Origin of the sequence: Halioxenophilus sp. WMMB6 (assembly GCF_033283405.1) — a bacterium.
GTDB lineage: Bacteria > Pseudomonadota > Gammaproteobacteria > Pseudomonadales > Cellvibrionaceae > Halioxenophilus.
Genome location: NZ_JAWMQR010000009.1, coordinates 213,736 through 237,288, shown reverse-complemented (window position 1 = coordinate 237,288; position 23,553 = coordinate 213,736). Strand labels below are relative to the sequence as shown.

Genomic DNA, 23,553 nt, shown 5'->3' with positions numbered 1-23,553 from the left:
GCCCTGCCATGCGCGCAGGGCTATCACTTCAACCCCGTATGTTTGCGCTCTGTCTGCCACACCAGCAGCCGCAATAACAATCGCCAGCTACGGCCAAAACCGGGGGGCAATTCAGCCTGGCTCGGCCGCCAATAGCTGTTCGATATCCCGCCCGGGTGGGTTGCCAAACAGCCGGCGGTACTCCCGGCTGAACTGCGAAGGACTCTCATAACCCACCCAAAAGGCGGCACTGGCCGCATCCTGCCGCTCCAGCAACATGTACTCCCTCGCCGCCAGCAAGCGCAGCCGTTTTTGGTACTGCAAGGGGCTTAACGCGGTCACCGATTTAAAGTGGCTGTGAAACGAAGAGACACTCATACCAATCTGCTCGGCCAATGCCGCCACGGTGATGGGCTCCTTAAAGCGGCTGCGCAGGATTTGAATGGCCTGTGCAATGCGTTGGGCATGGCTACCGGTTTGTACAAACTGAGCGATGGCATCACCGTGCGGGCTCTGCAATAACCGATAAAAGAGTTCGCGCTTGTAGAGCGGCGCCAACAGGGGGATATCTGCGGGTGTTTGCCAGAGCCTGGCCAGGCGCAACGCCGTTTCCGCCAATGGCGCATCCATGTGGCCAACAAAACAGGCCCGCGTCTTCAGCCCTCGATCAATGTTAGCCAGGGGGGCCTCCAGCAGAATCTCCGTCAACAGCTTTTGGTTGAGTTCGATTTGCAGCCCCAGGTAGGGGCTGGCGGCACTGGCTTGGGTAATCTCACCTATCACCGGCAAGTCCACCGACACCACCAAAAAATTGCCCGGTGAATAGTTAAAGGCCTCGCTGCCCAGCAGCACCCGCTTACACCCACGCACAATCAGACACAGGCAGGGGGTGTAGAGCGAGGGCAGGCAGGCGTGCATTTCGCTAAAGCGGATACAGCGCACGCCATCAATGGCCGTGGCATGCAGGCCATCTCCACTAGAGTATTGATCAATCAAATCCGCCAGCAGTGTTAGATCTTTACTATTCATAGCCGTTTAAAAAAGTGATTTTTGAGCGCACCACTCTACCACCCCGCCAACCCCTGGACCTACGCCTTTGTAGAAATAGGCAATGATCTTGGATGTTTGGGTAACCACCGTTGGCACCACCGGCGCTACTCTGCTCGACAGGTAGTCAGCGCCCGGGTTACTTCCCGCAGGCAACCGGCGGCGCGCTCACACCTCACTAACCCGTTACCGGGTTGCAACCCTTTTAAGGAGCGTACACATGACGAAGATTGCATTGATCACCGGCGCCAGTCGCGGATTGGGTAGAAGCATGGCGTTGCATTTGGCCGCTAAGGGCCGCGACATTATAGTTACCTATCAAAGCCAGCAAGCGGCCGCCGAGGAGTTGGTGGCAAGCCTGCAAGCCAAGGGCCGCAAAGCCGTGGCCCTGCCACTGGACACCAACCACAGCGACCGCTTCACGGACTTTGCCGGCCAGGTGCGCGCCTGTTTAGCGCAACACTGGCAAAGAGACCAGTTCGACTACCTGATCAACAATGCCGGCAGTGGCGTCACCAGCTGCTTTGGGGAGATCAGCGAAGGGCAGCTGCAAACCATGTTTGATCAGCACCTGAAGGCCCCCTGCCTGCTCAGCCAGGCGCTACTGCCGCTGATCTGCGATGGCGGACGCATTGTGAATGTCTCCTCCGGTTTAACCCGTTTTGCCTACCCGGGCTTTGCCGCCTACGCGACTATGAAAGCCGCAGTGGAGACCCTCTCGCTGTACATGGCCAAAGAGCTTGGCGAGCGTAAAATTACCGTTAACACCCTCGCCCCAGGCGCCATCGAAACCGACTTTGGTGGCGGCTATGTGCGCGATACCCAGGCGGTGAACCAAGCCATAGCCGAAGCCACGGCACTTGGCCGGGTTGGCCTGCCCGACGATATCGGCGGCGCGGTGGCGGCGTTGCTGGATGACGGTGCCGGCTGGATAAACGCTCAACGCATTGAGGTTTCCGGCGGCCAGATGATTTAAAACGGATGCGCGCAGGCCCAGCCAGTGCACCCCGGCCGCTAACCTTGGCCCGTTATTCTGTTGCCCCCTTATTTGGACTTGGCCCATTATTTGAAAAGCCTCTCCCACAACAGCGACAAATAAAAACTAGGGGGAGTGGCATGTGGGATATCGCCATTATCGGCGGCGGCCTGTCGGGCTTGGTACTGACCTACCGCCTAACGCAAAAATATGGCGATGCCTGGGCCAAAGAGAAGCTGCGTTTGTACGAAGCGCGCCCCCGCCTGGGTGGCCGCATCAGCGGTGTTAACGCTCACAGCGACCAGGACTTTATGCTCGATTTGGGGCCGAGCTGGCTGTGGCCCGACAGCCAGCCGGCCATCAACCGGCTATTGGCAGAGCTGCAGCTGACCATACTGCCCCAGTGGCAGAACGGCCACGCCCTTTACCAGGCCCAGCGGCAAGTGGCACCACAAAGGTTTATTGAACGCCTGGCCTACGCCGGCGCCTTTCGTATTGAAGGGGGCAGCAGCCAGTTGATTGATGCACTCATTGCCCGCTGCCCGCGCGAGTGCCTGCAAGCTGGGCTGCCGTTAACCACCTTGAGTGACGCCAACGACCATGTCGAATTACAGTTTGCTAGCACCACCGGGGCGCACACCGAAACGGCCAAAAGTGTGGTGTTGACCCTGCCCCCACGGCTGATCCAACACTCACTGCAATTTAACCCGGTACTGGCCGCTCCGCTGGCCAAAGCCCTGGCCGATACCCCCACCTGGATGGCCGGCCACGCCAAAATCGCGGCGGTTTACAGCGAGCCCTTCTGGCGCGGGCAGGGGCTCTCTGGCATGGCCTTGGCCAATTTTCCCGGCGCCGCCCTGGCGGAGGTGTTTGACCTCTGTGGCGGCCACGGCCAGCCTGCGGTGCTGGGTGGCTTTATGGCCCTGCCCTACGCCGCCCGGGAGGAGTGGCGCGACGACCTGCAGGCGTTGGTGATCGAGCAGCTCACCCGCCTGTTTGGGGCAGCGGCGGCCAACCCCTTAAGCCTGCACATCCAGGATTGGGGAGCAGAAGCCTACACCGCCGCCCCCGCCGACTGGCAGCCACCCAGCTACCACCCTGAATATGGCCACCCCTGGCTGGCCATGGACCACTGGTTCGATAAGCTCTTCTTTTGCGGCAGCGAAACTGCCGCCAGTGGTGGCGGCTATATGGAGGGTGCCGTCGTCGCTGCCGAGCGGGTGGCCAGAGAGTGGGGGATTATGGAGAGGGATTGCCGGCAGGATAAGGGGGTGGAAGCCGGGTAAGAGGCCTGTAACCGGCACCCGCAATGCCGGCCTGGCCGGCATGCAGACCCAAACTTTTAGTGGCCTGTGGTGTGAGTCAGCGGCGCGCTTACACCACAAAGCGGCCAATCGCGCCGTTGATGCCGGCGGCCATTTCGGTCATCTTCTCGGCCACACGACCGGCCTCGTTGGTGTTCTCCACCGCCTCTTCCGAGAGGGTATTCAACACGTTGACGTTGCGGGTAATCTCGTCGGTCACGTAGCTCTGCTCTTCGGTGGCGGAAGCAATTTGATAGATGATGTCGTTGGTTTTGACAATCACCTCTTCCACCTTGGTGAGATCCAACTGCAGCTGGCGCGAACGGTCCATCACCCGCTGCATCTGGTTGTTGCCTTCGTCCATGGCGGTAACCGCTTTCTCAACACCCGCTTTCAGGCTGTTGATCATATTCTGGATATCCTGGGTGGACTGCTGCGTGCGGCTGGCAAGTGTGCGTACCTCGTCAGCCACCACCGCAAAGCCCCGACCCTGCTCCCCGGCCCGGGCCGCCTCAATGGCTGCGTTCAAGGCCAGCAGGTTGGTCTGTTCGGCGATGCTTTTGATTACATCCAACACCTGGGCGATATTGGCCGACTCATCAGCCAGGGCGATGATCACCCCGTTGGCCATGGTGACGGTATCCGACAGATTGCCGATATTCACCACGGCGTCGTCCACCGCCACCTTCGATTCCTGGGCCATTTTGGTGGCTTCGCCGGTTTCGGCCTGGGCGGTTTGGGCATTGCGGGCGATTTCGTGAATGGCGTGGCTCAGCTCGGTGACCGCCGAGGCGATCTGGGTGAGATTATCGTTCTGGGTGGTAACGATATTGGTGCTCGACTCCACCGAGTGGTTGAGGGTGTTGGAGGTCTCGCCCAGGGTGACCGAGTCGGTCTGAATCATGCCGATGATATTTTGCAACTGATCCAAAAAGCGGTTGAACTCGGTGGCCAATACTGCCGGCTCATCGCGGCCGGCGGCATCCAGGCGAATACGCAGGTCGCCCTCACCATTGCTGAGGTTGCCTACCATATCGGTAAGCCGGTTGAGCCGCACGGTGACCAGTTTCGGGCCGTAGAGAATATTAAGAGCACAGGCGAGAATCACCAGCGCCAGCAGTATCAGCGAAATATTCAGCAGTGAGCTGGCATTGGCTTGGGCTTGGGCGGCCAACTCATCGGCCACCTCCTGCACCGCCTGTACCCCCACATCGTAGTGCTTGCGCAGCGTTTCGAACTTCTCGACCACCTCGCGGGCGTTGTAAGCAGCCGCCGCTTCCGGGCCGGCGGTGGCGACCATATCCAGCCCCTTCTCCGCTGCCGCATACCAGCTGTGGTAGTCGCCTTCAAAGCCACTGGTGAGGGATTTGACCCGGGGATAGGCGCTGGTCAGGCTGAGCATGGTCTGCATACGGTCGTATGACTGCTCGGCGTTCTCTTCAAAGGCAGCGCGTTCGGCTTGAATATTGGTGCTACCCAACATCGACTTGGTAATCAGCTCCTGACTGGCGGTTAACGCCTGGTAGAGGTCACGGTCGGCATTCAGGCCGCTTTGAATAGCGTGCATTAAGTTTTGCGAGAGTGTTTCAGTATCTTCTGCCATCCGTTGGCTGCTGATAATGGTGTATACGTTGCCCACCAGCACCAACAGGGCGATGGCCACAGCGGGGATAGCGAGCTTTTTTTGGATGGAGAGATTGTTAAGGTTCATAGTGTGCAACCTAATTGAGGGTACTGTGCAGGTCACGGTACCAATGGCAAGCGGAAAACGTGAGTTTGTATGTTATTTATCTGTTTATTTATAGCAGATAAATCACCGGCCAGACCGATGATCTGGAGTTTCCGGGTGTTGTCCATGGTCTGATTATCGCCCCGGAGGCAGGCAGCGACAGATAATGAACGAACGTTCACGCTATCGACCAGGGGTTTGAAATCTTTAAAGCTGCGGGAAAATTTTTAGTGCGTGGGCGACTATTCGCAAGTCGCCAGCTTGGGGAAGTGAATATTAGGGGCATGCTCGGCCAGCGATGGCGCCAGCTTGCCTGCCGCCAAATAAGCCTCGATCTGCTTATCCAACATGGTTTTCAACTCTTGGGCATCGGCACGCAGCACGATGGAGAGTAGCACCTCGTTGGTAGGTTCCGGGGATTCATACACCGTCAGGTCGCAATGCTCCGGCGCATTGAACAGAAAATAAGCGTTGTAGTTGTTGTAGACCGCGTAATCACAGCGGTCCCTGGCCAGCATATTGACCATTCCCGCTTGTGTGGGGGAATCGACCCGCAGCAACTCCCCGGCCGCAAAATAACGCTCCAAATTTGGGTAGAGAAACTTCTCCCGGGCACAGACTCGAGCCCCCTTAGCGCTTTCCAGAGTAAAATCTGGCGCGAAAGGCTTGGTGCCGTAGAGGTAGGTACGGTGCGACACAAACGGCACAGTAGCAATAAGCTCTTTCGGTTCGCCAAGCCAGGAGAGTGCCGACAGATAGAGGTCGGCGCGGCCTTCGATAACACTCTGCTTACTGCGATTGGGGTTGGAGTCGAGGTAGGCCACCTGATAGCCGGTCTGCTCCTCCAGGTAACTTAGGAAATCAGGAAAAAGACCCAGGTAACTGTGACTGGTTGGCTCCAGATAGATGAAAGGCACCACACCCGGCGTATTGTAGATAACGGTGAGCAGCTGGCCATTGGCGAGCCCAGCCTCGGCAGGCTGCCCCACGGCCATAGGCACAATCGATACGCTGGCCAGCAGCAAAACCATTTTCAAAAACTTCGCTAACAATGTTGATTAACCTCTATACCAACTGAATACAAACCGCTGTTTCCTGCTCAATGCGCTGTTCAACCCGCAGGGACACAACTGTGGGTTTTCGGGAAAGTCAGCCTGGGCGAGTGTCGCTTCATAGAGGCCTGCAATTGGCCATTTGCTCGGAAAGCCTCGATATGCTCATCCAATAGCGGCTTTAACCAGTGCTCATCCGCCCGCATCACTAATGCCAGCGCCATAACACTGGTGGGTTGTGGCGACTGGTAGATCTCCGCCTCGCACAGATTGGGGTCGGAGAAAGCCACCGCGGCGTTGAAGTTGTTGAATACCGCAAAATCACACCGGCCACGAGCCAACATGGTTGCCGAGGAGATATGACTCGGCCCATTAACCCGCTCGAACTCGCCACGTTCAAAGTACGGGGCCAAGCCACTGTAGACGTAGCGCTTCAAGGTACATATACGCACCTGGTGCAGATGGTCAAGGGCAAAATCTTCAGCGAAGGGACGAGTACTGTACAGATAAGATGCGTGGGGCACTAACGGCTTGGTGGCAATCAGTTTTTCCGGCTGTTGCAACCAGTTCAAATTAGACAAATAGAGATCCGCCGTGCCGGTTATCAGGTCGTGCTCGCTGCGATGGGCACTGGCTGCCATGTATTCAATTGCAATCTTCGAGCGATCTTCAAATGAGCTCAGCAGATCAACCACCAAACCCGCGTATATACCCTGCTTCGCATCGAAATAGAGATAAGGCAGAACACTCAGGGTGTTTACGCTCACGATCAGGCGCTTAGCCGGCGCCACTGCTGGCTGTGGCTCCTCTGCATATACCGTTGGCCAGGCCAGTAATCCGGCCAGCGCGAAAGAGAGAAACAGCGACTTGAGCAAACCCTATACCACCCAATGGTTAAGAGACACAGTCACTAAGGATAGCAGATTGTCGTCGCCTACCTCATTCCTCCCAACAGCAAAATTGACAGCAATGGTCGATTCCCGAAGCGGGCTTAGTTTCATTTGAAATGTATCTTTTTGCAAACTATTGAGCCCATAGCCATTTATTGCTTGAGGATTTCAGCACGCCATCTACCTCCACCAGCCTACAGAATGCTGGCGCTAATCGGCCAGCCTGAGACGGAGTCTGTCAACCAATTCAAACCAGGTGCGTTATAGACTTGGCCGCTGGCTGTGACCGCCGTGCAGATACCAAAATCACACGCAATAAACCCAGCGCCCCCTAGGGGAAACCACGACCCAACCTCTACCCACTAGGGGCCACTTAGCCAAAGGAGTTTGCCATGCGCCGTCTCAATTGCCTGACACCGTTACTGCTGGGCCTGCTGCTGCCTATTACCAGCCAAGCTGCTGGGCCGGGAATTATCGAGCAGGTCAACCAGGCCTGCGCCGCCGATATCGACAGCTTTTGTGCCGATATCAACCCCGGCCAGGGCCGGATCGCCGCCTGCCTGCACGCCCACTTCGACCAGGTCTCCGGCCAGTGCCAAGCCGCACTCACCGAGGCCCGGGAAGAGCTTAAACTGTTGGGCGCTGCCTATCAGCACGTTAACCAGAATTGCCAGGCCGATGCCAAACGGCTCTGTCCGCAAGTCACCCCAGGCCAGGGGCGTATTCTCGACTGCCTGAAGAGCCAGCAGGCCGAGGTGAGCACGAGCTGCACCAACGCATTGAAAGATGTGGGGTTGATGGAGTAGCGGTTACCGGCACAATAACCGGCGTACTCCTTGGCGGTAGAACGAACAGCGGCAAAGGACGGCGGATGCGCTTGAGGTGTATACATAATAAGAGGTGTGTACGTATAAAGAGCAGCGGCCGTTCAATGGCCATCGCTTGGCCAGCCAATAAAATTTAGTCGATCTGATTGTACTTTTTGATTGCCTGCTTGCTACCAAGAAAAAACGCCTGCTGCAGATATTGGGTGGCGAGCTGCGGGTTGGCCGGCACTCCCCGGCCCTCGGCATAGATGACATACAGCATATAGGTGGCGTGTGGGTGCCCCTGCTCCGCCGCTTTGCGATACCAAAAAAGTGCCGTTTCGTAATCCCGCTCAACACCCAGCCCAAAATAGTAGATCTCGGCGTAGAGGGTTTGTCCGCTGTTGGCCCCGGCTTTGGCTGAACGCTCACACCAGATCAATGCCTGCTGCCAATCCTCTGGTAAATCGACGCCAAAATGGTAGCGGGCACACAAGCCGTGAATCGCCTGTAGATCCCCCTGCTCAGCCCGGGCCAGAGTGCTATCGAAATCAAACTCCTCCTCTGCCAGAGCTAAGGCGGTGTGCAGAATAAAACCAAGCAAGGGGGCGACTGCTTTTAGCATTTGGCAATTTTTCAACAGGACCTCTCAAGAATGTAGGGCAGAGTTGGTAAGCAAGCGACCACCGGGTTCGCCTCTTTGCCAACCTTAGATTTCACTTCTCTAATCACCACTGGCGCAAATCGTTTTTACGAATTCAGCCTAATGGCAACCGCTGACTATTCTTCAATAACCGGCTCGGCTGCTTTCAATTTTGGGCTTCGCAGTGGCGCTCAATTAAATCGACCAGTATGCGCTCAACATTGCTGCCACCAATACCAATGCGATCACTGGCCGAGAGCTCAGACAGAGTTTGCCCAACCTGTGCGTATCGCCCCAGCACCAAATCCGTTAAGGCGGAGATCAACCGCAATGACACACGGCGGTGAGCCCCTTCGGGTTTACTGGCTGCCTCAAGCTGGCAACGCTGGAGGCCGTCGAGGTCGCCGGCGGAGGCATACAGGCCTGCCACATGCAGGGCCACAAACGGATGGCCCATCATGCCCCAAACACACTCGATATGTTGCGCCACATCATTGGGCAGGGGTTTAACCAGGCCGGTTTGCAGGTAGTCGCGCAGTAGAAAACCACCGCAGTCGGCCAGAGTAAGTATGGGGCCACAGGTGGTGGTCGCCGGCGCACAGTAGTGAAGGTAGCGCTCGATGGCAGCCTCTCTGTTGCCCACCTGAAACTCCGCCAGGGCCAAGTGCCACTGCACATGGCCATACATCTGCCCACTACTGGCACCGCTACCATAGTGTTGCAACCAACCTTGCAGTAACTCCGCCGATGCAATCGCCGCCCCTTCATCGTGCAGCAGATGGGCCAGGCCGTGAATGGTATAAAGCGATTGTGGTCGAATGGCCAGAGCGCGCTCCAGCGCAGCGCGACCGCGTTGGTGCTGGCCCGCTTCACTGGCGGCAAATCCCAAGCGGGCCAGAAAGGCCCAGTCGTTGGTAAGAGCAGCTTCCACCGACTCCAGCAGCGCCAGTACACTGGTCAATTTTTGCGGGCCATCGAAGAAAAAGAGGTAACCCACTAACTGGGCAATAATCAACAAGTCAGCTGGCTGCTTAGCCACGTACGCCTCTACCGCCTTGCGCACAGCGGCGGGCTGATCCACCAGGCCAATCAGCAGTTCACAATGTTGCCGCTCCCAGTCGCTGGCCACTGCCAAAGCAGCCAGCGCCTGTTCGCGAAAGCGCACAGCATTCGGTTCGCCAATATCCTTGGCAACACAGTAGCGGGCAGCCGCGGCCAGGGCAAAATTACCATCGAGCGCAAGGGCTCGATCCAACGTCTCCCCGGCACCAGATTCCGAGCCCAATAGTAAATCGACTCCGGTCTGATAGAGACGGACAGCATCAGCGGATGGACAGGTGATTTTATTACCGGTGCGGGCTTCTAACATCGCAGACCTCTATTGATCGGCTTTTTATACTCTTCTTATCTACGCATTATTGCCGGAGGTGATAGGCCAGCGTTACCAACAATTAGCCCATGGGGCGGGGTAAGTAATGTAGGCGAGCTACTCAATGGCTGGCTAACAGCAGCTCGTCTTTTATGGCAATAAAATCAGTAGCAGCGTTAACCAACGAGGCGGCGGTTAATTGCCGAACGCCATACACCTCAACCCGCTTCCCTTTTTCTAGTCGCAGCTTATTGACCAGCAGATCGAAATCGCCATCGCCTGAAACCAGTACCACCACATCGGCCTCATTAGCATACTCCAATGCATCGATGGTAATACCCACATCCCAGTCGCCTTTGGCGGAGCCATCAGAGCGCTGAATATAGGGTTTTAGCTTTACCTCAAAACCAATGGCCCGCAGGATATTTTGGAACTCCCGCTGCTTTCGGTCACCCCGATCGATTGCGTAAGCGATAGCCTTTACCACCTGCCGCCCGTTCGTGGCGGCCGCCCAGAAACGGTTGTAATCGAAGCGGCGGCCAAACGCCTGACGGGTGGTGTAGTAGACATTTTGCACATCCACCAAAAGTACAACAGACTGCATTAAATTAAAGTTCCTAGCATTAACTGATTTGCTACCACCCTACGTTATCAAAACCGTTAGTGTTAAGTGACGGGAGCGAAAGCCAATAGCATAGCAGCTTACGCCGCTGAACGGACAATGTGAATGGATGGTCACTCGATTGAGCAGAGCAAAACCTTTGCTTGGGAATTAGCTAGGGAGCCGCCCCCGCAGCAAATCATCAACAGGGACAAGGGTGTAAAAAATATTCAATGGTGAATTATGTCGGCCGCCCTATTCCCAGGAAAATAGAGCAGCCAACGGCACTTGCAAGCAGCGTTACATAACCCTGGGCAGAACTCTGTTGACCATTACCTCCAGGAAGGCATCGGGCCGATTCATGTGCACAAAGTGATGGCAACCGGCAAAGGCAACCACCTCTTTATGGGGCGCCTGGATGGATTCGAAATAGTGCTCGGCCAACTCAAAGTCGGTTTGCTGATCACTACCACCCATCAAGCAGAACATGGGAATATTAAATTCGAGACCCAACTGAGGCAGGTCGATAGCACAGAGCTCGTTAAACAGGCTTTGTGCGGAAAAGAGCATCCCCTGTTGAATTAATTCCCGGTCGGTAGCGGTAAAATCGCTGGGCGGCATTACTTGAGGGTAAGGCGTATCGCCGGTGCCTTGGCAGAGTTTATCGCCCCACTGCCGCAATACCATCAACTGCTCCACATCGTGGAAGGGCGGTGGACCAATTTCAGTAAGGGCGGCAAGCGCCTCTATGTTGCCCGCCCGCTCGGCGGCTTGGAGCTCTTTACGGTGATTGATCTCTTCATTCTCGTCGTAGTTAACCAACAGCCCAGTTCCCACAAACGCGGAAAAGAGTTCTGGCCGCCGCGCGCACATCGCCACCGCCACCGCCGAACCCCAGGAGTGACCCAGTAACACCAACGGCCTATTGGGCAGGTGGTCGCGCAGATACTCCGCAACGGCAATACCGTCTTCGACGATTTGATTAAAGCTCATGGGGTAGGAGAGCTCGGGGCCATTTTGCGCCAGGGTAAGCCCGGTGCCGCGTTGATCCCAATGCACTAAGGTGAAGTACTGCTTCCACGCCTGCCAGGCGGAGCTGGCAAAACGGGTCGACGCGCCCGGCCCGCCGTGGATTAGCAGTAGCACTGGGTTATCTGCCGATTGCATCTCAATTTGAAGCCACTGGGGCATGCCCGCGATATTGACGTACATGGCTGTTTATCCCGTATCTATTTAGGGTTTTAGCTTATTGCTGTAGTACTGTTTTCTGTTTTCTGTTTTCTGGTGCTTACTAAATTTTCTGCTTGTATTGCGGCATAAATTAGAGCGGCTGATCAATTAGCTACAACAGCCCGCATTCTGCTGAATGGGTGGGCAGGGTACAGAACCATAGGAACAGAACACGCAACAATCACCCGCTTCAGGGGTTAGTTGCTTATGACACGATGCACACTCATAAAAGTAGAGACAGGAGTCCGTCGGCATGGTTTCCAGCTTTTTGAAACCACAGTTTGGGCAGGTTATCTCTGATTCTAATATCAACGCAGACATATATTCGTTCGACCCACATCAACCGCCTGTTAAACCGACGGTTAATTATGCTCCCGAGCAGCTATCATCAGCAACCGCTTAGGTTCATCCATGGCAGAAGCGGGTAATGCGCCATTGGCCATTAGAAACTGATACAACTCACTGCCCTGCTCTTCGGCAATTAAATCCAGAGGCGTGTTAAACCAGGTAAATTCAGCGCCAATAAAATACTCCAGGGCGTTCACCTCTGACCCGCTGTTGACTAGAAGTTCAACAGCGGCCAGTTGATTAGCCTTAGCGGCATAATGCAGTGGCGCCTCACCCCGAGACATAGTGTTGCCATTAATAATGGCCCTTGTGTTGATTCAGATCCAAGCCTGCTGCAATCAGGTACGCCATTAAAGCCACATTGCCGGCTTCAGCGGCTTTATGGAGTAGTGTTTCACCGTTTAGATCCGTCTCCTTTATGCAGGCTCCATGCTGCACCAACAGATCGATCAGCGCGGGGCTCCCCCGCCGGCCGGCTGTCAGTAGCGCAACACAGATCATCCGCTCTCCAACCACCTGACCACTCTCGTCGTGGAGTTGATATCGCTCAAACAGGTCAGCACCACTGTTGAGCAGCACTTCAGCGCTTTTAACCTGATCGTTGGCACAAGCAACTGACAAGGCCCTGTAACCAAAAGGCGAGCAGGCATTCACCTGAGCTCCCTTGGCAAGCAGAGCAGAAATAACATTGGCAAGCCCAGCTTTGGCAGCAAGATTCAGTTGCAAGTCAAAATCTGTTGCCGAACTCTGCTCGCTTACATCTGCCACCGACAACAATTTCTCAGAGATTTTCTTTTCTACAGCTGGATCCTTATCCTTTAGATAGAGATTGATTAGCTTGGCAATAGAGCTAGGGCCTGTTTTTTTTGCACTCTTGCAGGCGGCTCGTCATCCAGGTAATGACTGAGCTTGGAGCTAATTTTTTCTACCTCTTTCAACCAACCATTGAGACCACCGCCCTCTTGCCACAAGGTTTTCAATTCAGAGTCAGAAACAATTTTAACCAGAGCCTCCAGTGCCAGCTGTTTCACCTCTCTATTGGGGGAAAAGGCAGCCTTAGTAATCCACGCCTTAGCATCCTGATCAATTCCCGACACCTTAGGTACAGAAGCAGCAGCCACAATAGCCGCCGCTACGATCGCCTCCTCGGCGATATCGGCCACAATTTCACTCACCGGCACCACTGCATTAAGAGAGTCGACAATAATCTGTTCACCCTGACCACTATCTTCCAGCCCGGCCAACCAATCCAGCGCTGTATCATTACCAAACGGCTTGTTGCTCCAGGTTCCCATCATTTATCCCCCAACCGCGACCTAGCTGTTGACAAACCGCATCACACAAGCGACATATTCCGAGTTTGGAATAGGCCCATCTAAGGCCGGCCAAATTCGATATCACACACAGCACCCGAGGCATCGATAACCAGAGAAAGCGCCTCGGACTCACCAAAATCGTTATTGCTCAGTATCGGCACGTAGACCAGCACCTTGTCTTCGGCCAACTCCGTGACCACAGGGGGTTCCATTACCGTAACTTCGCAAGGCCCCTCCTCGGAAAAATACTCCACCATCTCTTGGTAATGCTCAGCCAATGCTTGTTGAGATAACTCGCTCTTACAGGCGGGGCTCAGCAGGGCATAAGCTTCGTTATACTTACCTGAAACCATTAACATTCCAAACCGTTTACCAAGCTGTTGGTAAGCTTCCACCTTTCTCCCCTCGCCTAAATTATTGCCAGCGGCCTGTTACCTAACTTGCCAGATAACCGCATTGACTGGAGTTAAGACAGAGACAAATTATGCTGCTATGATTGCCGACTGATTTTTACGGAGCTTGTTATGTCTGATTTTAATACCGCCAAAGAGACCTTTCTTGCCGGCTTAGCGTCAAACGACTTTATGTTTGCCACAACCCTGGCCTTTATCGACACCTGGTATGACTACACACCTACCGCCTTTTGCAATGGTGATGTACAAAACCAGGCCGACCAGAACCAGGGCAGCGCCAAGGTTTTTGGCCTTAGCCAATTATTAGAATTAACCAAAGAGCAAACCTTACAATGCTTTGGCGAACATTACCGTGACGTGCTGGCCACTCCTGAAGTGAACAACCATCACAATCTACGCCGCGTGCTGCGGGAAGGTATTGGCAACATAACCTTTGATCAGTTTCCGCTGGCGCCAAAAGTTTAGGAAAATCTTGGCAACGTACCTCTGGCCAATATTGATAAGTGCACCAACTCGGGGATGAATTGCTTTTTCCAAGGCTAAAAATAGCCTGGTTGTTTTTAAAACCAGGCTATACGCAAAGCATCATATAAATTCGAGCATCAGCAAGTCATAGTCACTCCCAAGCACATACCTTTATTGAGTCTCTTCGGGCTCCGCAAGCCCAAGATCTAGCAGTAACTGGGATCGAAACCTGCTCAACAACAACTGCAACAAAATCCAATTTTTATCTTCCAACACCGGTTGTTCATTTATTGTTCTTTTCCATTGGCCAACAAATGATGCCAACGTCTCAAAATGACCATTCTCATCCAAGGCTCCAAAGTAATCTCTACACAAATTATCCAGCAGCTGAACTGGACGTTCATCACTACCAAATAACAGTTCTGGCGATGGACGTTTAAACGAAAGCGATTTGAATATGGCAAAGGAGAGAACCTCCTGCACTAAAAAATAGAGATCCTTGGATTCTTTTTTTATTAACAAACCATGACTGAAATACCAATCCTTGAGTTGAGTAGAAAGCTCGCGAACATCAGGCTCCTCTGTAGGGCCAAAGAGATTTAGGGAACCGCTTATACTCCAAATCTTTTTGTACCCGGCGCTTCTTGCGACCTCTAATCGTGCTATTTTGTCCAACGATGCCTGTAGAGTCTTAACGTCCTTCTCGCGCACCGAGTCTAGACCGCCCTGCAATAGAGTCAGCTGCCTATCTGCACTCTTTTTAAACGCCTCCTGTTTCCGCTGACTTAGATAGCCCAGAACAGCCGTAAAAACCACTCCGATTAGCGCTATAACACTGGCAAATAAAGAGATCATAATAGTGGTGTTAACGGACATAACGCGTTACCTCCTATCTCGCCTCATCAATTGGAACTGCCAGAATTAAAAAATTATTCTATTACAATCCGGCAATATTCTTATCGATCATTAATCTTATTTGAGAAAAAAGAAGCACTCAGCCATTCCCCGGTTTAATAACAAACTGAGTTAGCTTATAGCAAAGCGGAGCCAAAGTGGTATAGCGCATCTCTATTGCGCTCCCAATCGAACTGTCTATTATGCACTATTATGTAGGTTTTTCTTCATTGCTTTAGCTTGCATTACGCTACCATTTGATAGCTCTTGAGTACTATCACAAACTTTTGAATAACCTGACTTAAGATAAAAGGTCTCTGCGTTCAAGGAAGATTTAAGTGCAATGGATTGCAACTCTATGCGTTTAGCGTCCTGATCAACTTGGGACAGCAGCGCCGAACCAATACCCTGCCCATTAAACTCAGGATCAATATACAATGCCCTAAGAAAACTATCGGGTATGTTAAAAATAGAAAACCCAACAACCCCTTTGCTCCGATCCACAGCAACCGTACAAATAAAATCCGGGTTTACAATAACATTGGCCAGCCAATCTACCCGGTCCTTGCCAGGCACCGGCGACCAGGCCGCTTTCACATTTGAAGAGTAAAATTCTGTTGGAATGGCCAACACAGACCTATAGTGAATTTCCACCATTTTTTCTGCGTCTGCCTCGTTAGCCGCTCTATACTCCATCACTTAGCCTTCTATATTCAAATGCTTCCATTAAGTAGCGAGCATTTAATGTAACCCATGGATTTTTTATAAATTGTTGTTGGATTTATCCACCTGTCCGCTTAACCTTTCGGCTCGCATTACCAATAGTGCCCAGATGGGTGTAACCAAACCCCTGAGCATACTTAAGCCCATAACCAAGCGCTCTGTCGAAACCAATATGGGCCAGCCAGATTGAACCGGCTGCCATTAGCGGGTATATGTTGAATGTAAAACCGATGAGCAACAACAGCAGCGGTCCGATATATGAGTGGGTGCAGTTGTAGGCAGCGGCGCCTATGCGCGAATTAATTAGATAGCCTGCCATGGCAATATCGGGCAGTAGAAAACACCACCCGAATATCGACCAGGAAAACTCCAAACGGGCAAACAGCACAACGCCTGCCATCAATACCAATAGCCCCTCCAGCCTTAACAATAGTTTGGGGCCAGCCACTACCGCCCCACAAAACCCTTTACCTTCTGCCAGCAAAGTTGAACCTTCCCTTAAATGTTTTTTGATGGTTTACTCGGTCGCCAGCGCGAATTTAACGGCGGCTTCAGCATGGATTGCTGTGGTATCCAATAGCGGAACCTCGGTATCGGCCTGGTTAACCAGCAGGCCAATTTCGGTACAGCCAAGAATGACTGCCTCGGCGCCTTCGGCTGCCAATGCGTTAATAATGCGCAGATAGTCAGCCTTGGATTCAGTTGTAATCTTGCCCAGGCAGAGCTCCTGGTAAATCACCTGGTGTACCAATTGCCGATCGTCCTCGTTGGGTACCAGCACCTGCAAGCCAAAGTGGTCGGTGAGCCTGCCTTTGTAAAACTCCTGCTCCATGGTAAAGGCGGTGCCGAGCAGGCCAACCGTCTTTACGCCCTGCTCCACCAGCACCGCCGCCGTGGCGTCTGCAATATGTAACAGCGGAATATCGATCGCGGCCTGTATGGCCGGGGCCACCTTGTGCATGGTATTGGTACAGATCAACAACACATCGGCCCCGGCTGCTGCCACCCGTTGCGCCGCTTGGGCCAGTATGGTGGCTGTCGCCGGCCAATCACCAGCGTGCTGTAACGCTTCTATCTCGGCAAAATCGACGCTGTAGAGCGCGATTTTTGCAGAGTGCAGCCCGCCCAGGCCTACCTTTACTCCTTCGTTAATTGCCTTGTAGTAGCTGAGGGTACTCTCCCAGCTCATGCCGCCCAGTAGGCCGATGGTTTTCATCTGTGATTTCCAATTTATTGAATTGATTTGGCTTACGCCGAGGCGCTCCGCCTCGCGTAATTAGGCTATGACGGCTAACGGCCGCACTAACACATCACGACGTGGTTTTTAGTCGTGCGTGAAGCAGCTCTACAGACAATGATTTTGAGCTATGTTTCCGTAGCTGTTTAAACCACGCGAAAGCAGAGCAGTTGATGTGCGCTAGCAATAGAGCATAAGAGAATGGGCAAGTGTGCTTATTGGGCAAAATTCAAGCAGCCCGTTAAGAGCAGTTAGGCTTTTTTGGAAAGCCCGGCGTCGGGCAGTGGCGAATAATCGACTCTTGCAATGCACCGCTGGTTTGGTACTGGTGCATGTAGTTGTCAATGCTGCTTTTAAGTGCTGTCCGCCCGGCAGGCATTACCAGGTTCAGATCCACCACGCTGGTAGGCTCTGGCGATTGGTAAACCGCCTGCTTGCAAAACTGAGGTTTGTAGAAGATATCGACCGCATTGAAATTGTTCATCACGGCAAAATCGCAACGCTTGCGGATTAGCATAGAGGCCATGGAGAGATGGTTGGGTGCGTTAACCCGAATTAACTGCCCACTTTTAAAGAGCGCTTCCAGGCCGGTGTAAACATAGAGGTGGTGGGCACAAACCCGGGCGTGATAAGCACTTTCCAAGGTGAAATCAGGGCTGAAAGGCTCGGTGGCATAGAGGTAGGTGTCGTGGCTGAGCAGTGGCTCCGAGACCAGTACCAACCTTGGATTATCAAGCCAGGCGGGATTTATCAGCAGCAGGTCGGCCTTGCCATCGAGAATATTTTGTTCACTGCGAAATTGGTTGCCTTCGATGTACTCAATCTGATAATTGGCGGCAGTGGCAAACGCCCGTAGGAAGTCGGGAACAATACCCACATAATCTTGGCTTTGCTCATCAAAATAGAGGTAAGGCACCGAGCCCGGGTCATTGACGGTAATGGTCAGCGTTGGGCTCTCGGCCGTAGCCGCCATCAACACCTGTGTGAAAAACACACTGACGCAACCACATAAAAATAACCAGTAACGGGCTACCAAACCTACCTCTCTCTATTTACCACACCACAGCGCACCGCTTTGCCGAACAGGTCCGCAGGTTACTGCATTTATAGCGGTAGCGCCTGACTGGCCCTGGGCACCGGTTTAAGTATCGTTCAATAACCAGAACTCGCAACTGCCCGGTTCACGGCAGGCAATAATAATCAAAAGAGGAAGGGCTGCAAGGCCAGGGCAAAAAAAAGCCCCACACAGGCAGGTGGGGCATAAGCGGATGTCACATGGTTGAAACTGATCAGGATTTAGGCAGTTTGAAAGTCCAGACGCTGCCACCCTGGTTGAAGTCTTTAATGCGTTTGGCGACCTCACCACCCCACAGCGGAATGGCGCCGCCCCAGCCGGAGACCACCGACACATACTGCTCACCATCCTGCTCCCAGGTGACTGGCGAGCTAACGATACCGGAGCCGGTGTTGAACTTGTAAACCACCTCACCGGTTTTGGCGTTTAAAGCCAGCAGGTAGCCTTCCGGATTGCCGATAAAGACCAGATTGCCGGCAGTGGTCAAAACGCCGCCCCACAGTGGCGATGGGTTTTTATACTCCCATTTGATCTCACCGCTAACCGGGTCGATCGCTTTCAGGGAACCAATATGGTCCTCATAAATGGGCTTGATGGTGAAGCCGGCACCCAGATAGGCCGCCCCTTTTTTGTAACTTACCGCCTCGTTCCAGATATCCATGCCCCACTCATTGGAAGGCACGTAGAAGTAACCGGTATCCTGGCTGTAGGCCATAGGCATCCAGTTTTTACCACCCAGGAAGGAGGGGATGGCAAATACCGACTTGCCCTGGCTGCCCTCTTTGGCCTCCGCTGGGTTACCCGGACGGAAGTTTGGTGCATAGAGGGGTCGCCCCTTGTCATCCAGGCCGGTAGCCCAGTTCAGCTGCTTAACGAAAGGCAGGCCACGAATAAATTCGCCGTTGGTTCGGTTCAACACGTAGAAGAAACCGTTGCGGTCAGCGGTGGCGGCGGCCTTTACGGTTTTGCCTTTATCTTTGTAGTCGAAGGAGATCAGCTCATTAACACCGTCGAAATCCCAGCCATCGTGCGGGGTGGTTTGGAAGTGCCAAACAATCTTACCGGTGTCTGGGTCGATGGCCAGGCGTGAGGCGCTGTAGAGGTTATCGCCTGGACGCAGGTGGGAGTTCCAGGGCGCGGGGTTACCGGTACCGAAGAAGAGCAGGTCAACATCCGGGTCGTAGGTACCACCTAACCAAGTGGAGGCACCGCCGGTTTTCCACATATCGCCGGGCCAGGTTTTGCCCGCTTCGCCACCGGTAATACCATTCTCTTTGCCATTCAGGTAGCCCATATGGCCTTCTACGGTAGGTCGGCTCCAGATCAGCTCACCGGTTTTGGCATCGCGTGCTTCCACCTTGCCCACAATACCAAATTCACCACCAGAGACACCGGTAATCACCTTGCCTTTCACCACCAGCGGTGCGGCCGTTAATGAGTAGCCAGCCTGGTAGTCGCCCACGGTTTTGCGCCACACCGGCTTGCCGGTTTTTGCATCCAGGGCCACCAACTTGGCGTCCAGGGTGCCGAAGATCACCAGGTTATCGTAGAGGGCGGCACCACGGTTGATGACATCGCAGCAGGGCATAATGCCGTCGGGTAGACGGGCGTCATATTGCCACAGCTCTTCACCGGTTTTTACATCCACGGCATAGAGGCGTGAATAGGAGGCGGTAACGTACATCACGCCATCTTTCACCAGCGGTTGCGACTCCTGGCCACGCTGTTTTTCGCCACCAAAGGAGAACGACCAGATGGGCGCCAGGGATTTCACGTTTTTGACGTTAACGTCTTTCAGTGGGCTGTAGCGTTGCCCCCTTGGACCCAAACCGTTGGAGACAACATCGGTCACCGTTTCGGCATCGTTGATAATATCGTTGTCGGTCACCACTGCGCCCACCTGGGCGGTGCCGAGTGCCAGGCCTACCATCGCGGTGAGGCCAATCGATTTGGACAGTAATCGCATTTTCATAGGAGGTCTCCTACTCTTAATAATCTATTTTTATTGGTGTCTGTTATAGGTTTGGCTCGGCCACCGCAACCACACGACTGCAGCAGCCAGCGTGCTTATAGCGCTCTACGAGTCGATGATCAGTTTCGCCAACTTACCTGCCCAGCACTATTCACCAAGGGCACAGTCTGGCTTGTTCCTTGGTAGCAATTTGGTACTACTGGCAAATTTGCTTGCCCCGACCACCAATGCAAGTTGGCACCACTAAGTGCAGCCCAAACGCGAAATAACAGTACCCCTAAGCCAGCACTTTGCAGCGACAACGTGAATTAAAAAAAGGGGAATACAGCAGGTAAAAACGAAGGGGGAACAACCGAATAGAGAACGCGCCCATTTAAAAAAACGGCTGTAAAAAATAACAAGCGTGCATAAAAAATAAAAAACTTGCATAAAAAAACGCCGGAGGTGAGTCCGGCGAAGCAAAAATAACCAACAAGAGAAACGTTGTTCAGAGGCCAATTAATTGTCGGCCAGACTATCCTGCACCTGGGCGTCTCGAAACAGCGAGGGCAATTCATAAGCAATGTGGTATCGGCCAAACAGCTGCTGCATACGGCCATCTTCGATCATCGGGTTAATCACCCCTTCAATGGCGTAAGCGAGCTGCCGGTACTCCTGCTTAACGGCAATGCCGATATCCCACTGCAACTTGCCAATCGCCTCCAGGCCGTCACTGTCGAGATCGTAGGTAAAGTTTTTGGGCTGTTGCCTGGCCAGCCACCACTGCAGCTGGCTGCCCATACCGGCCACGGCACTTATCTGGCCGGTATCAAAGTCCGAAAGCGCGGCAAATACCGTTGGGTAGTGGTGCAAATTTTTTGTGAGCCGCCCCTGGTAAACGCCCGCCAGAAAAATATCGGGCAGGCTGTCGATCTCTACCCCTATCTGCTGGTATTGAAAAATCGCCAGGTTGCGCACCGCGCCGATCTTGTCCAGGTTGCGCACCAGCTGCCAGCTCTCCTGCTGGTAGGGGGCGGTCATCACCACCCGGTCATTACGCGGCAGGCCGTAGCCATCCATGGCGTAGCTGAATTGGTGGTCGTAGGGGGCACGCAGCATCACATCGGCCTTGTGGCGGGTAACGATATGGCCCTTCCATAGGGCATTGCGCATATCATCTTCCACCGTCTCGTCGGCGGTCAGCCACAGCCAGCGGGGCGTTAACCCCAGCGCCTGAGCAATCGCCTGGCCGAGCTCCACATCAATGCCGCGGGGCTGCCCCTCCTGCTCGTAAGAGTAAGGGGGAAAATCCTGGTAGACGGCAAACTCTATGTAGCCGGAGGCGATCACATCATCGTAACTGCGCGCCTGGCTGACTGCCGCCAGGCCACACAACCAACAACCGCTGATTATTGCAATTAAAACGTGGGCTATGCGCATGGCACTCACCTCGCTGACTTACTCTTCTTCCAGTTTGCGGGTATCCAGGTAAGAGCGGATAGACCACATCGCCTCCTGGCTCAAAATGCCTTCAAAGGGCGGCATGTATACCCGGCCGTCGACCACGGCACCGTGGCGCACACGCTGCAGGAACCACTCGTCCGACTCCTGTTTGGAGGTGAACTCGAGCTCATCGTTGAGCTTGCGCAGATCGGGGGTGATGCCGCCGGAGATCGCCTCCAGGCCGTGGCAGCGGGCGCAGTTCTGGTTGTAGGCGGAAGAACCGATGCGAATCGCCTCTTCGTTACCGCGGAAGGGATTCTCTTCCCGCCAACCTTCGCCTAACTGTGGCAGGGTGTCGGTGTTAACCGCTTGCGGGGTGACGTTGCCATGGCCGAAGGTGAGGCCAAAGGGCAGTGAGAGAACCAGGGCCAGGCCCAGGTGTTTGGCTTGGATGTAGGGAAGTTTACGCATAACCGGCCTCGAAAATCTTTATTCAATTTATTAATTCGATTCGGCGCTCGTGATGGCTACCGATTGGCCAAAATCCTAACAAAATGACCCTGGCCAACAATGCTGCTTTGGTGTCGACGAGGTGTAGGGTGCGGGGTCAAACCGGACTAGTCCGAAGGTAGTAAATCCCAGGATGTAAATAGCACTCGCACCCCTATTTGCACCATTTTTGAGGAGAAAGTTAGTACTTAAGTATTATTTTTACTCGACCATTTGCATATACCCTTCCCGCCAGCCGCCACTTAGCATAAGCCGATGCTGTAACCACGCGGATACTTTGCACGCGAGTTTTTAACGAGAGTGAGCCGTCGCGCGAGTGGCCTGCCCCGCCGACGCAACCATAACAATGATAATGTCACGATCACCTACACCACTGCTGCCGATAGTATGGCTACTATTGAGCTGGCCCCTGAGCCTGGCCGCCGGCGAACCGGTGACCATCGACGTGCTCTATCTGCAGCAACAGCTGCCGGCCAAACCGGTGCTCTCCAACCTGCGCCCCAAACCCGCTGACAGCGGCCTGGCCGGTGCCCGCCAAGGGTTGGCCGACAACAACACCAGCAGCCGTTTTACCGGCTGGTTCTACCAACTGACGCCGATCACCAGCAGCGACCCGGACGAGCTCCTGGCCGCCAGTGAGCAGTGGCTCGCCGCCGGCAACCAATACATCGTCGCCGACCTGCCCACCGCCACCCTCAAAGCGTTGATGCAACGCCTGACGAAAGCTAACCAAGCCCTGGTCTTTAACGCTGGCAACAGCGACGACAGCCTGCGTCGGGACGACTGCCGGGCCTACCTGCTGCACACTGCCCCCAGTCGCGCCATGCTGGCCGATGGCCTAGCCCAGTTTCTGATCAGCAAACGCTGGAACCAGTGGTTGCTGGTGGTTGGCCTGCAGCCGGAGGATCAACTGTTCGCCGCCGCCCTGGAGCGTTCCGCCCAACGCTTTGGCGGCAAATGGGTCGACCGCCGCCAGTGGCAAACGCAGTCCGACCTGCGCCGCTCGGCGCAAAAAGAGATACCCCGGCTCACCCAGGCGCGGGACTACGACGTCATCCTGGTGGCCGATGAGCCGGGGGATATCGGCGAGTACCTGCCCTACAACAGCTGGCTGCCCAGGCCGGTGGCCGGCACCCAGGGGCTCACCCCCACGGCCTGGCACTGGAGTATTGAGCAGTGGGGGGCGGCGCAGCTGCAGAGCCGCTTTCAACAGCTCGCCGGGCGCGATATGAACGCCACCGACTACAGCGCCTGGCTGGCCATGCGCGCCCTGCAGGAGGCGGTGGTGCGCAGCCACAGCCAGGCGCGGGAGGCGGTTTATCACTACCTGTTAAGCGAGCAGTTCAATTTGAGCGCCTTTAAGGGCCAGGGGTTGAGCTTCCGCCCCTGGAACGGCCAGCTGCGCCAGCCCATTCCCCTGGTGCAACCCAACGCGGTGGTCAGCCAGTCGCCCCAGGAGGGCTACCTGCACCCCGTCTCCACCCTGGATACCTTGGGTTTTGATAAGTCCGAGGTGCACTGCCATATGAACCAACCGGTAGCGGCGGGATAG

Annotated in this window: 26 protein-coding genes; 5 read left to right on the top strand and 21 right to left on the bottom strand. The window is 54.4% G+C overall.

Going from position 1 to position 23,553, the window contains the following annotated elements:
- Positions 1-111: 111 nt before the first annotated feature.
- Positions 112-1,008: an AraC family transcriptional regulator gene (locus SBL51_RS19330; protein ID WP_317932768.1), complete on the bottom strand. Its 897-nt coding sequence runs from the start codon at positions 1,006-1,008 to the stop codon at positions 112-114.
- A gap of 238 nt (positions 1,009-1,246) precedes the next feature.
- On the opposite strand from SBL51_RS19330, the gene SBL51_RS19325 reads away from it, so the two are divergent.
- Together SBL51_RS19325 and SBL51_RS19320 are read left to right on the top strand one after the other, a co-directional pair.
- Positions 1,247-2,002: an SDR family NAD(P)-dependent oxidoreductase gene (locus SBL51_RS19325; RefSeq protein ID WP_317932767.1), complete on the top strand. Its 756-nt coding sequence runs from the start codon at positions 1,247-1,249 to the stop codon at positions 2,000-2,002.
- Positions 2,003-2,142: 140 nt separating this feature from the next.
- Positions 2,143-3,288, top strand: coding sequence for a flavin monoamine oxidase family protein (locus tag SBL51_RS19320; RefSeq protein WP_317932766.1), 1,146 nt, complete (start codon positions 2,143-2,145; stop codon positions 3,286-3,288).
- An 88-nt stretch (positions 3,289-3,376) separates the two neighbouring features.
- Here the strand turns inward: SBL51_RS19320 and SBL51_RS19315 are convergent, their stop codons facing one another.
- The 3 genes from SBL51_RS19315 to SBL51_RS19305 form a co-directional block, all read right to left on the bottom strand.
- Positions 3,377-5,017, bottom strand: a complete 1,641-nt coding sequence (locus SBL51_RS19315) for a methyl-accepting chemotaxis protein (protein WP_317932765.1) — start codon at positions 5,015-5,017, stop codon at positions 3,377-3,379.
- Positions 5,018-5,277: 260 nt separating this feature from the next.
- Entirely contained in the window at positions 5,278-6,072 is a 795-nt protein-coding gene (locus tag SBL51_RS19310; protein WP_411860504.1) for a substrate-binding periplasmic protein, read from the bottom strand.
- Between the two features lie 74 nt (positions 6,073-6,146).
- Positions 6,147-6,962 (bottom strand): transporter substrate-binding domain-containing protein, encoded by an 816-nt coding sequence (locus tag SBL51_RS19305; RefSeq protein WP_317932764.1) that lies wholly within the window; start codon positions 6,960-6,962, stop codon positions 6,147-6,149.
- A 407-nt stretch (positions 6,963-7,369) separates the two neighbouring features.
- On the opposite strand from SBL51_RS19305, the gene SBL51_RS19300 reads away from it, so the two are divergent.
- Positions 7,370-7,783: a cysteine rich repeat-containing protein gene (locus SBL51_RS19300; RefSeq protein WP_317932763.1), complete on the top strand. Its 414-nt coding sequence runs from the start codon at positions 7,370-7,372 to the stop codon at positions 7,781-7,783.
- Between the two features lie 154 nt (positions 7,784-7,937).
- Here SBL51_RS19300 and SBL51_RS19295 read toward each other — a convergent pair whose 3' ends face one another.
- The 9 genes from SBL51_RS19295 to SBL51_RS19255 all read right to left on the bottom strand — a co-directional run bounded on the left by SBL51_RS19295 (position 7,938) and on the right by SBL51_RS19255 (position 13,643).
- Positions 7,938-8,408 (bottom strand): tetratricopeptide repeat protein, encoded by a 471-nt coding sequence (locus tag SBL51_RS19295; RefSeq protein ID WP_317932762.1) that lies wholly within the window; start codon positions 8,406-8,408, stop codon positions 7,938-7,940.
- A gap of 184 nt (positions 8,409-8,592) precedes the next feature.
- On the bottom strand, positions 8,593-9,795 hold the full coding sequence (locus tag SBL51_RS19290) for a hypothetical protein (RefSeq protein ID WP_317932761.1): 1,203 nt from the start codon (positions 9,793-9,795) through the stop codon (positions 8,593-8,595).
- 121 nt (positions 9,796-9,916) lie between these two features.
- Positions 9,917-10,399 (bottom strand): NYN domain-containing protein, encoded by a 483-nt coding sequence (locus SBL51_RS19285; protein ID WP_317932759.1) that lies wholly within the window; start codon positions 10,397-10,399, stop codon positions 9,917-9,919.
- 297 nt (positions 10,400-10,696) lie between these two features.
- Positions 10,697-11,608, bottom strand: coding sequence for an alpha/beta hydrolase (locus tag SBL51_RS19280; protein ID WP_317932758.1), 912 nt, complete (start codon positions 11,606-11,608; stop codon positions 10,697-10,699).
- A 126-nt stretch (positions 11,609-11,734) separates the two neighbouring features.
- A complete protein-coding gene (locus SBL51_RS19275; RefSeq protein WP_317932757.1) occupies positions 11,735-11,947 on the bottom strand; it encodes a GDCCVxC domain-containing (seleno)protein in 213 nt (70 codons plus the stop codon).
- Between the two features lie 41 nt (positions 11,948-11,988).
- Complete coding sequence (locus SBL51_RS19270; RefSeq protein WP_317932756.1) at positions 11,989-12,258, bottom strand: hypothetical protein; 270 nt, start codon at positions 12,256-12,258, stop codon at positions 11,989-11,991.
- Positions 12,259-12,268: 10 nt separating this feature from the next.
- The gene (locus SBL51_RS19265; protein WP_317932755.1) at positions 12,269-12,742 is read right to left on the bottom strand and encodes an ankyrin repeat domain-containing protein; all 474 of its coding nucleotides are present in this window, start codon (positions 12,740-12,742) and stop codon (positions 12,269-12,271) included.
- 65 nt (positions 12,743-12,807) lie between these two features.
- On the bottom strand, positions 12,808-13,272 hold the full coding sequence (locus SBL51_RS19260; RefSeq protein WP_317932754.1) for a DUF4259 domain-containing protein: 465 nt from the start codon (positions 13,270-13,272) through the stop codon (positions 12,808-12,810).
- 77 nt (positions 13,273-13,349) lie between these two features.
- Positions 13,350-13,643 (bottom strand): hypothetical protein, encoded by a 294-nt coding sequence (locus SBL51_RS19255; RefSeq protein WP_317932753.1) that lies wholly within the window; start codon positions 13,641-13,643, stop codon positions 13,350-13,352.
- Positions 13,644-13,814: 171 nt separating this feature from the next.
- Between SBL51_RS19255 and SBL51_RS19250 the strand changes: the two genes are divergently transcribed.
- On the top strand, positions 13,815-14,168 hold the full coding sequence (locus tag SBL51_RS19250) for a HopJ type III effector protein (RefSeq protein WP_317932752.1): 354 nt from the start codon (positions 13,815-13,817) through the stop codon (positions 14,166-14,168).
- A 171-nt stretch (positions 14,169-14,339) separates the two neighbouring features.
- Here SBL51_RS19250 and SBL51_RS19245 read toward each other — a convergent pair whose 3' ends face one another.
- From SBL51_RS19245 to pedF, 8 genes are all read right to left on the bottom strand, one after another.
- The gene (locus SBL51_RS19245) at positions 14,340-15,044 is read right to left on the bottom strand and encodes a hypothetical protein (protein ID WP_317932751.1); all 705 of its coding nucleotides are present in this window, start codon (positions 15,042-15,044) and stop codon (positions 14,340-14,342) included.
- A 219-nt stretch (positions 15,045-15,263) separates the two neighbouring features.
- Positions 15,264-15,758: a GNAT family N-acetyltransferase gene (locus SBL51_RS19240; RefSeq protein ID WP_317932782.1), complete on the bottom strand. Its 495-nt coding sequence runs from the start codon at positions 15,756-15,758 to the stop codon at positions 15,264-15,266.
- A gap of 85 nt (positions 15,759-15,843) precedes the next feature.
- Positions 15,844-16,269 (bottom strand): DUF4260 domain-containing protein, encoded by a 426-nt coding sequence (locus SBL51_RS19235; protein WP_317932750.1) that lies wholly within the window; start codon positions 16,267-16,269, stop codon positions 15,844-15,846.
- Between the two features lie 33 nt (positions 16,270-16,302).
- Entirely contained in the window at positions 16,303-17,001 is a 699-nt protein-coding gene (locus tag SBL51_RS19230; protein ID WP_317932749.1) for an aspartate/glutamate racemase family protein, read from the bottom strand.
- 262 nt (positions 17,002-17,263) lie between these two features.
- The gene (locus tag SBL51_RS19225) at positions 17,264-18,016 is read right to left on the bottom strand and encodes a transporter substrate-binding domain-containing protein (RefSeq protein ID WP_317932748.1); all 753 of its coding nucleotides are present in this window, start codon (positions 18,014-18,016) and stop codon (positions 17,264-17,266) included.
- Positions 18,017-18,311: 295 nt separating this feature from the next.
- Positions 18,312-20,027 (bottom strand): PQQ-dependent methanol/ethanol family dehydrogenase, encoded by a 1,716-nt coding sequence (locus tag SBL51_RS19220; RefSeq protein WP_317932781.1) that lies wholly within the window; start codon positions 20,025-20,027, stop codon positions 18,312-18,314.
- Positions 20,028-20,567: 540 nt separating this feature from the next.
- Entirely contained in the window at positions 20,568-21,488 is a 921-nt protein-coding gene (locus SBL51_RS19215) for a substrate-binding periplasmic protein (protein WP_317932747.1), read from the bottom strand.
- Positions 21,489-21,506: 18 nt separating this feature from the next.
- Positions 21,507-21,962 (bottom strand): cytochrome c-550 PedF, encoded by a 456-nt coding sequence (gene pedF, locus SBL51_RS19210; RefSeq protein ID WP_317932746.1) that lies wholly within the window; start codon positions 21,960-21,962, stop codon positions 21,507-21,509.
- Between the two features lie 391 nt (positions 21,963-22,353).
- On the opposite strand from pedF, the gene SBL51_RS19205 reads away from it, so the two are divergent.
- Positions 22,354-23,553 carry an ABC transporter substrate-binding protein gene (locus tag SBL51_RS19205; RefSeq protein ID WP_317932745.1) on the top strand — a complete coding sequence of 400 codons (1,200 nt, stop codon included), beginning with the start codon at positions 22,354-22,356 and terminating at the stop codon, positions 23,551-23,553.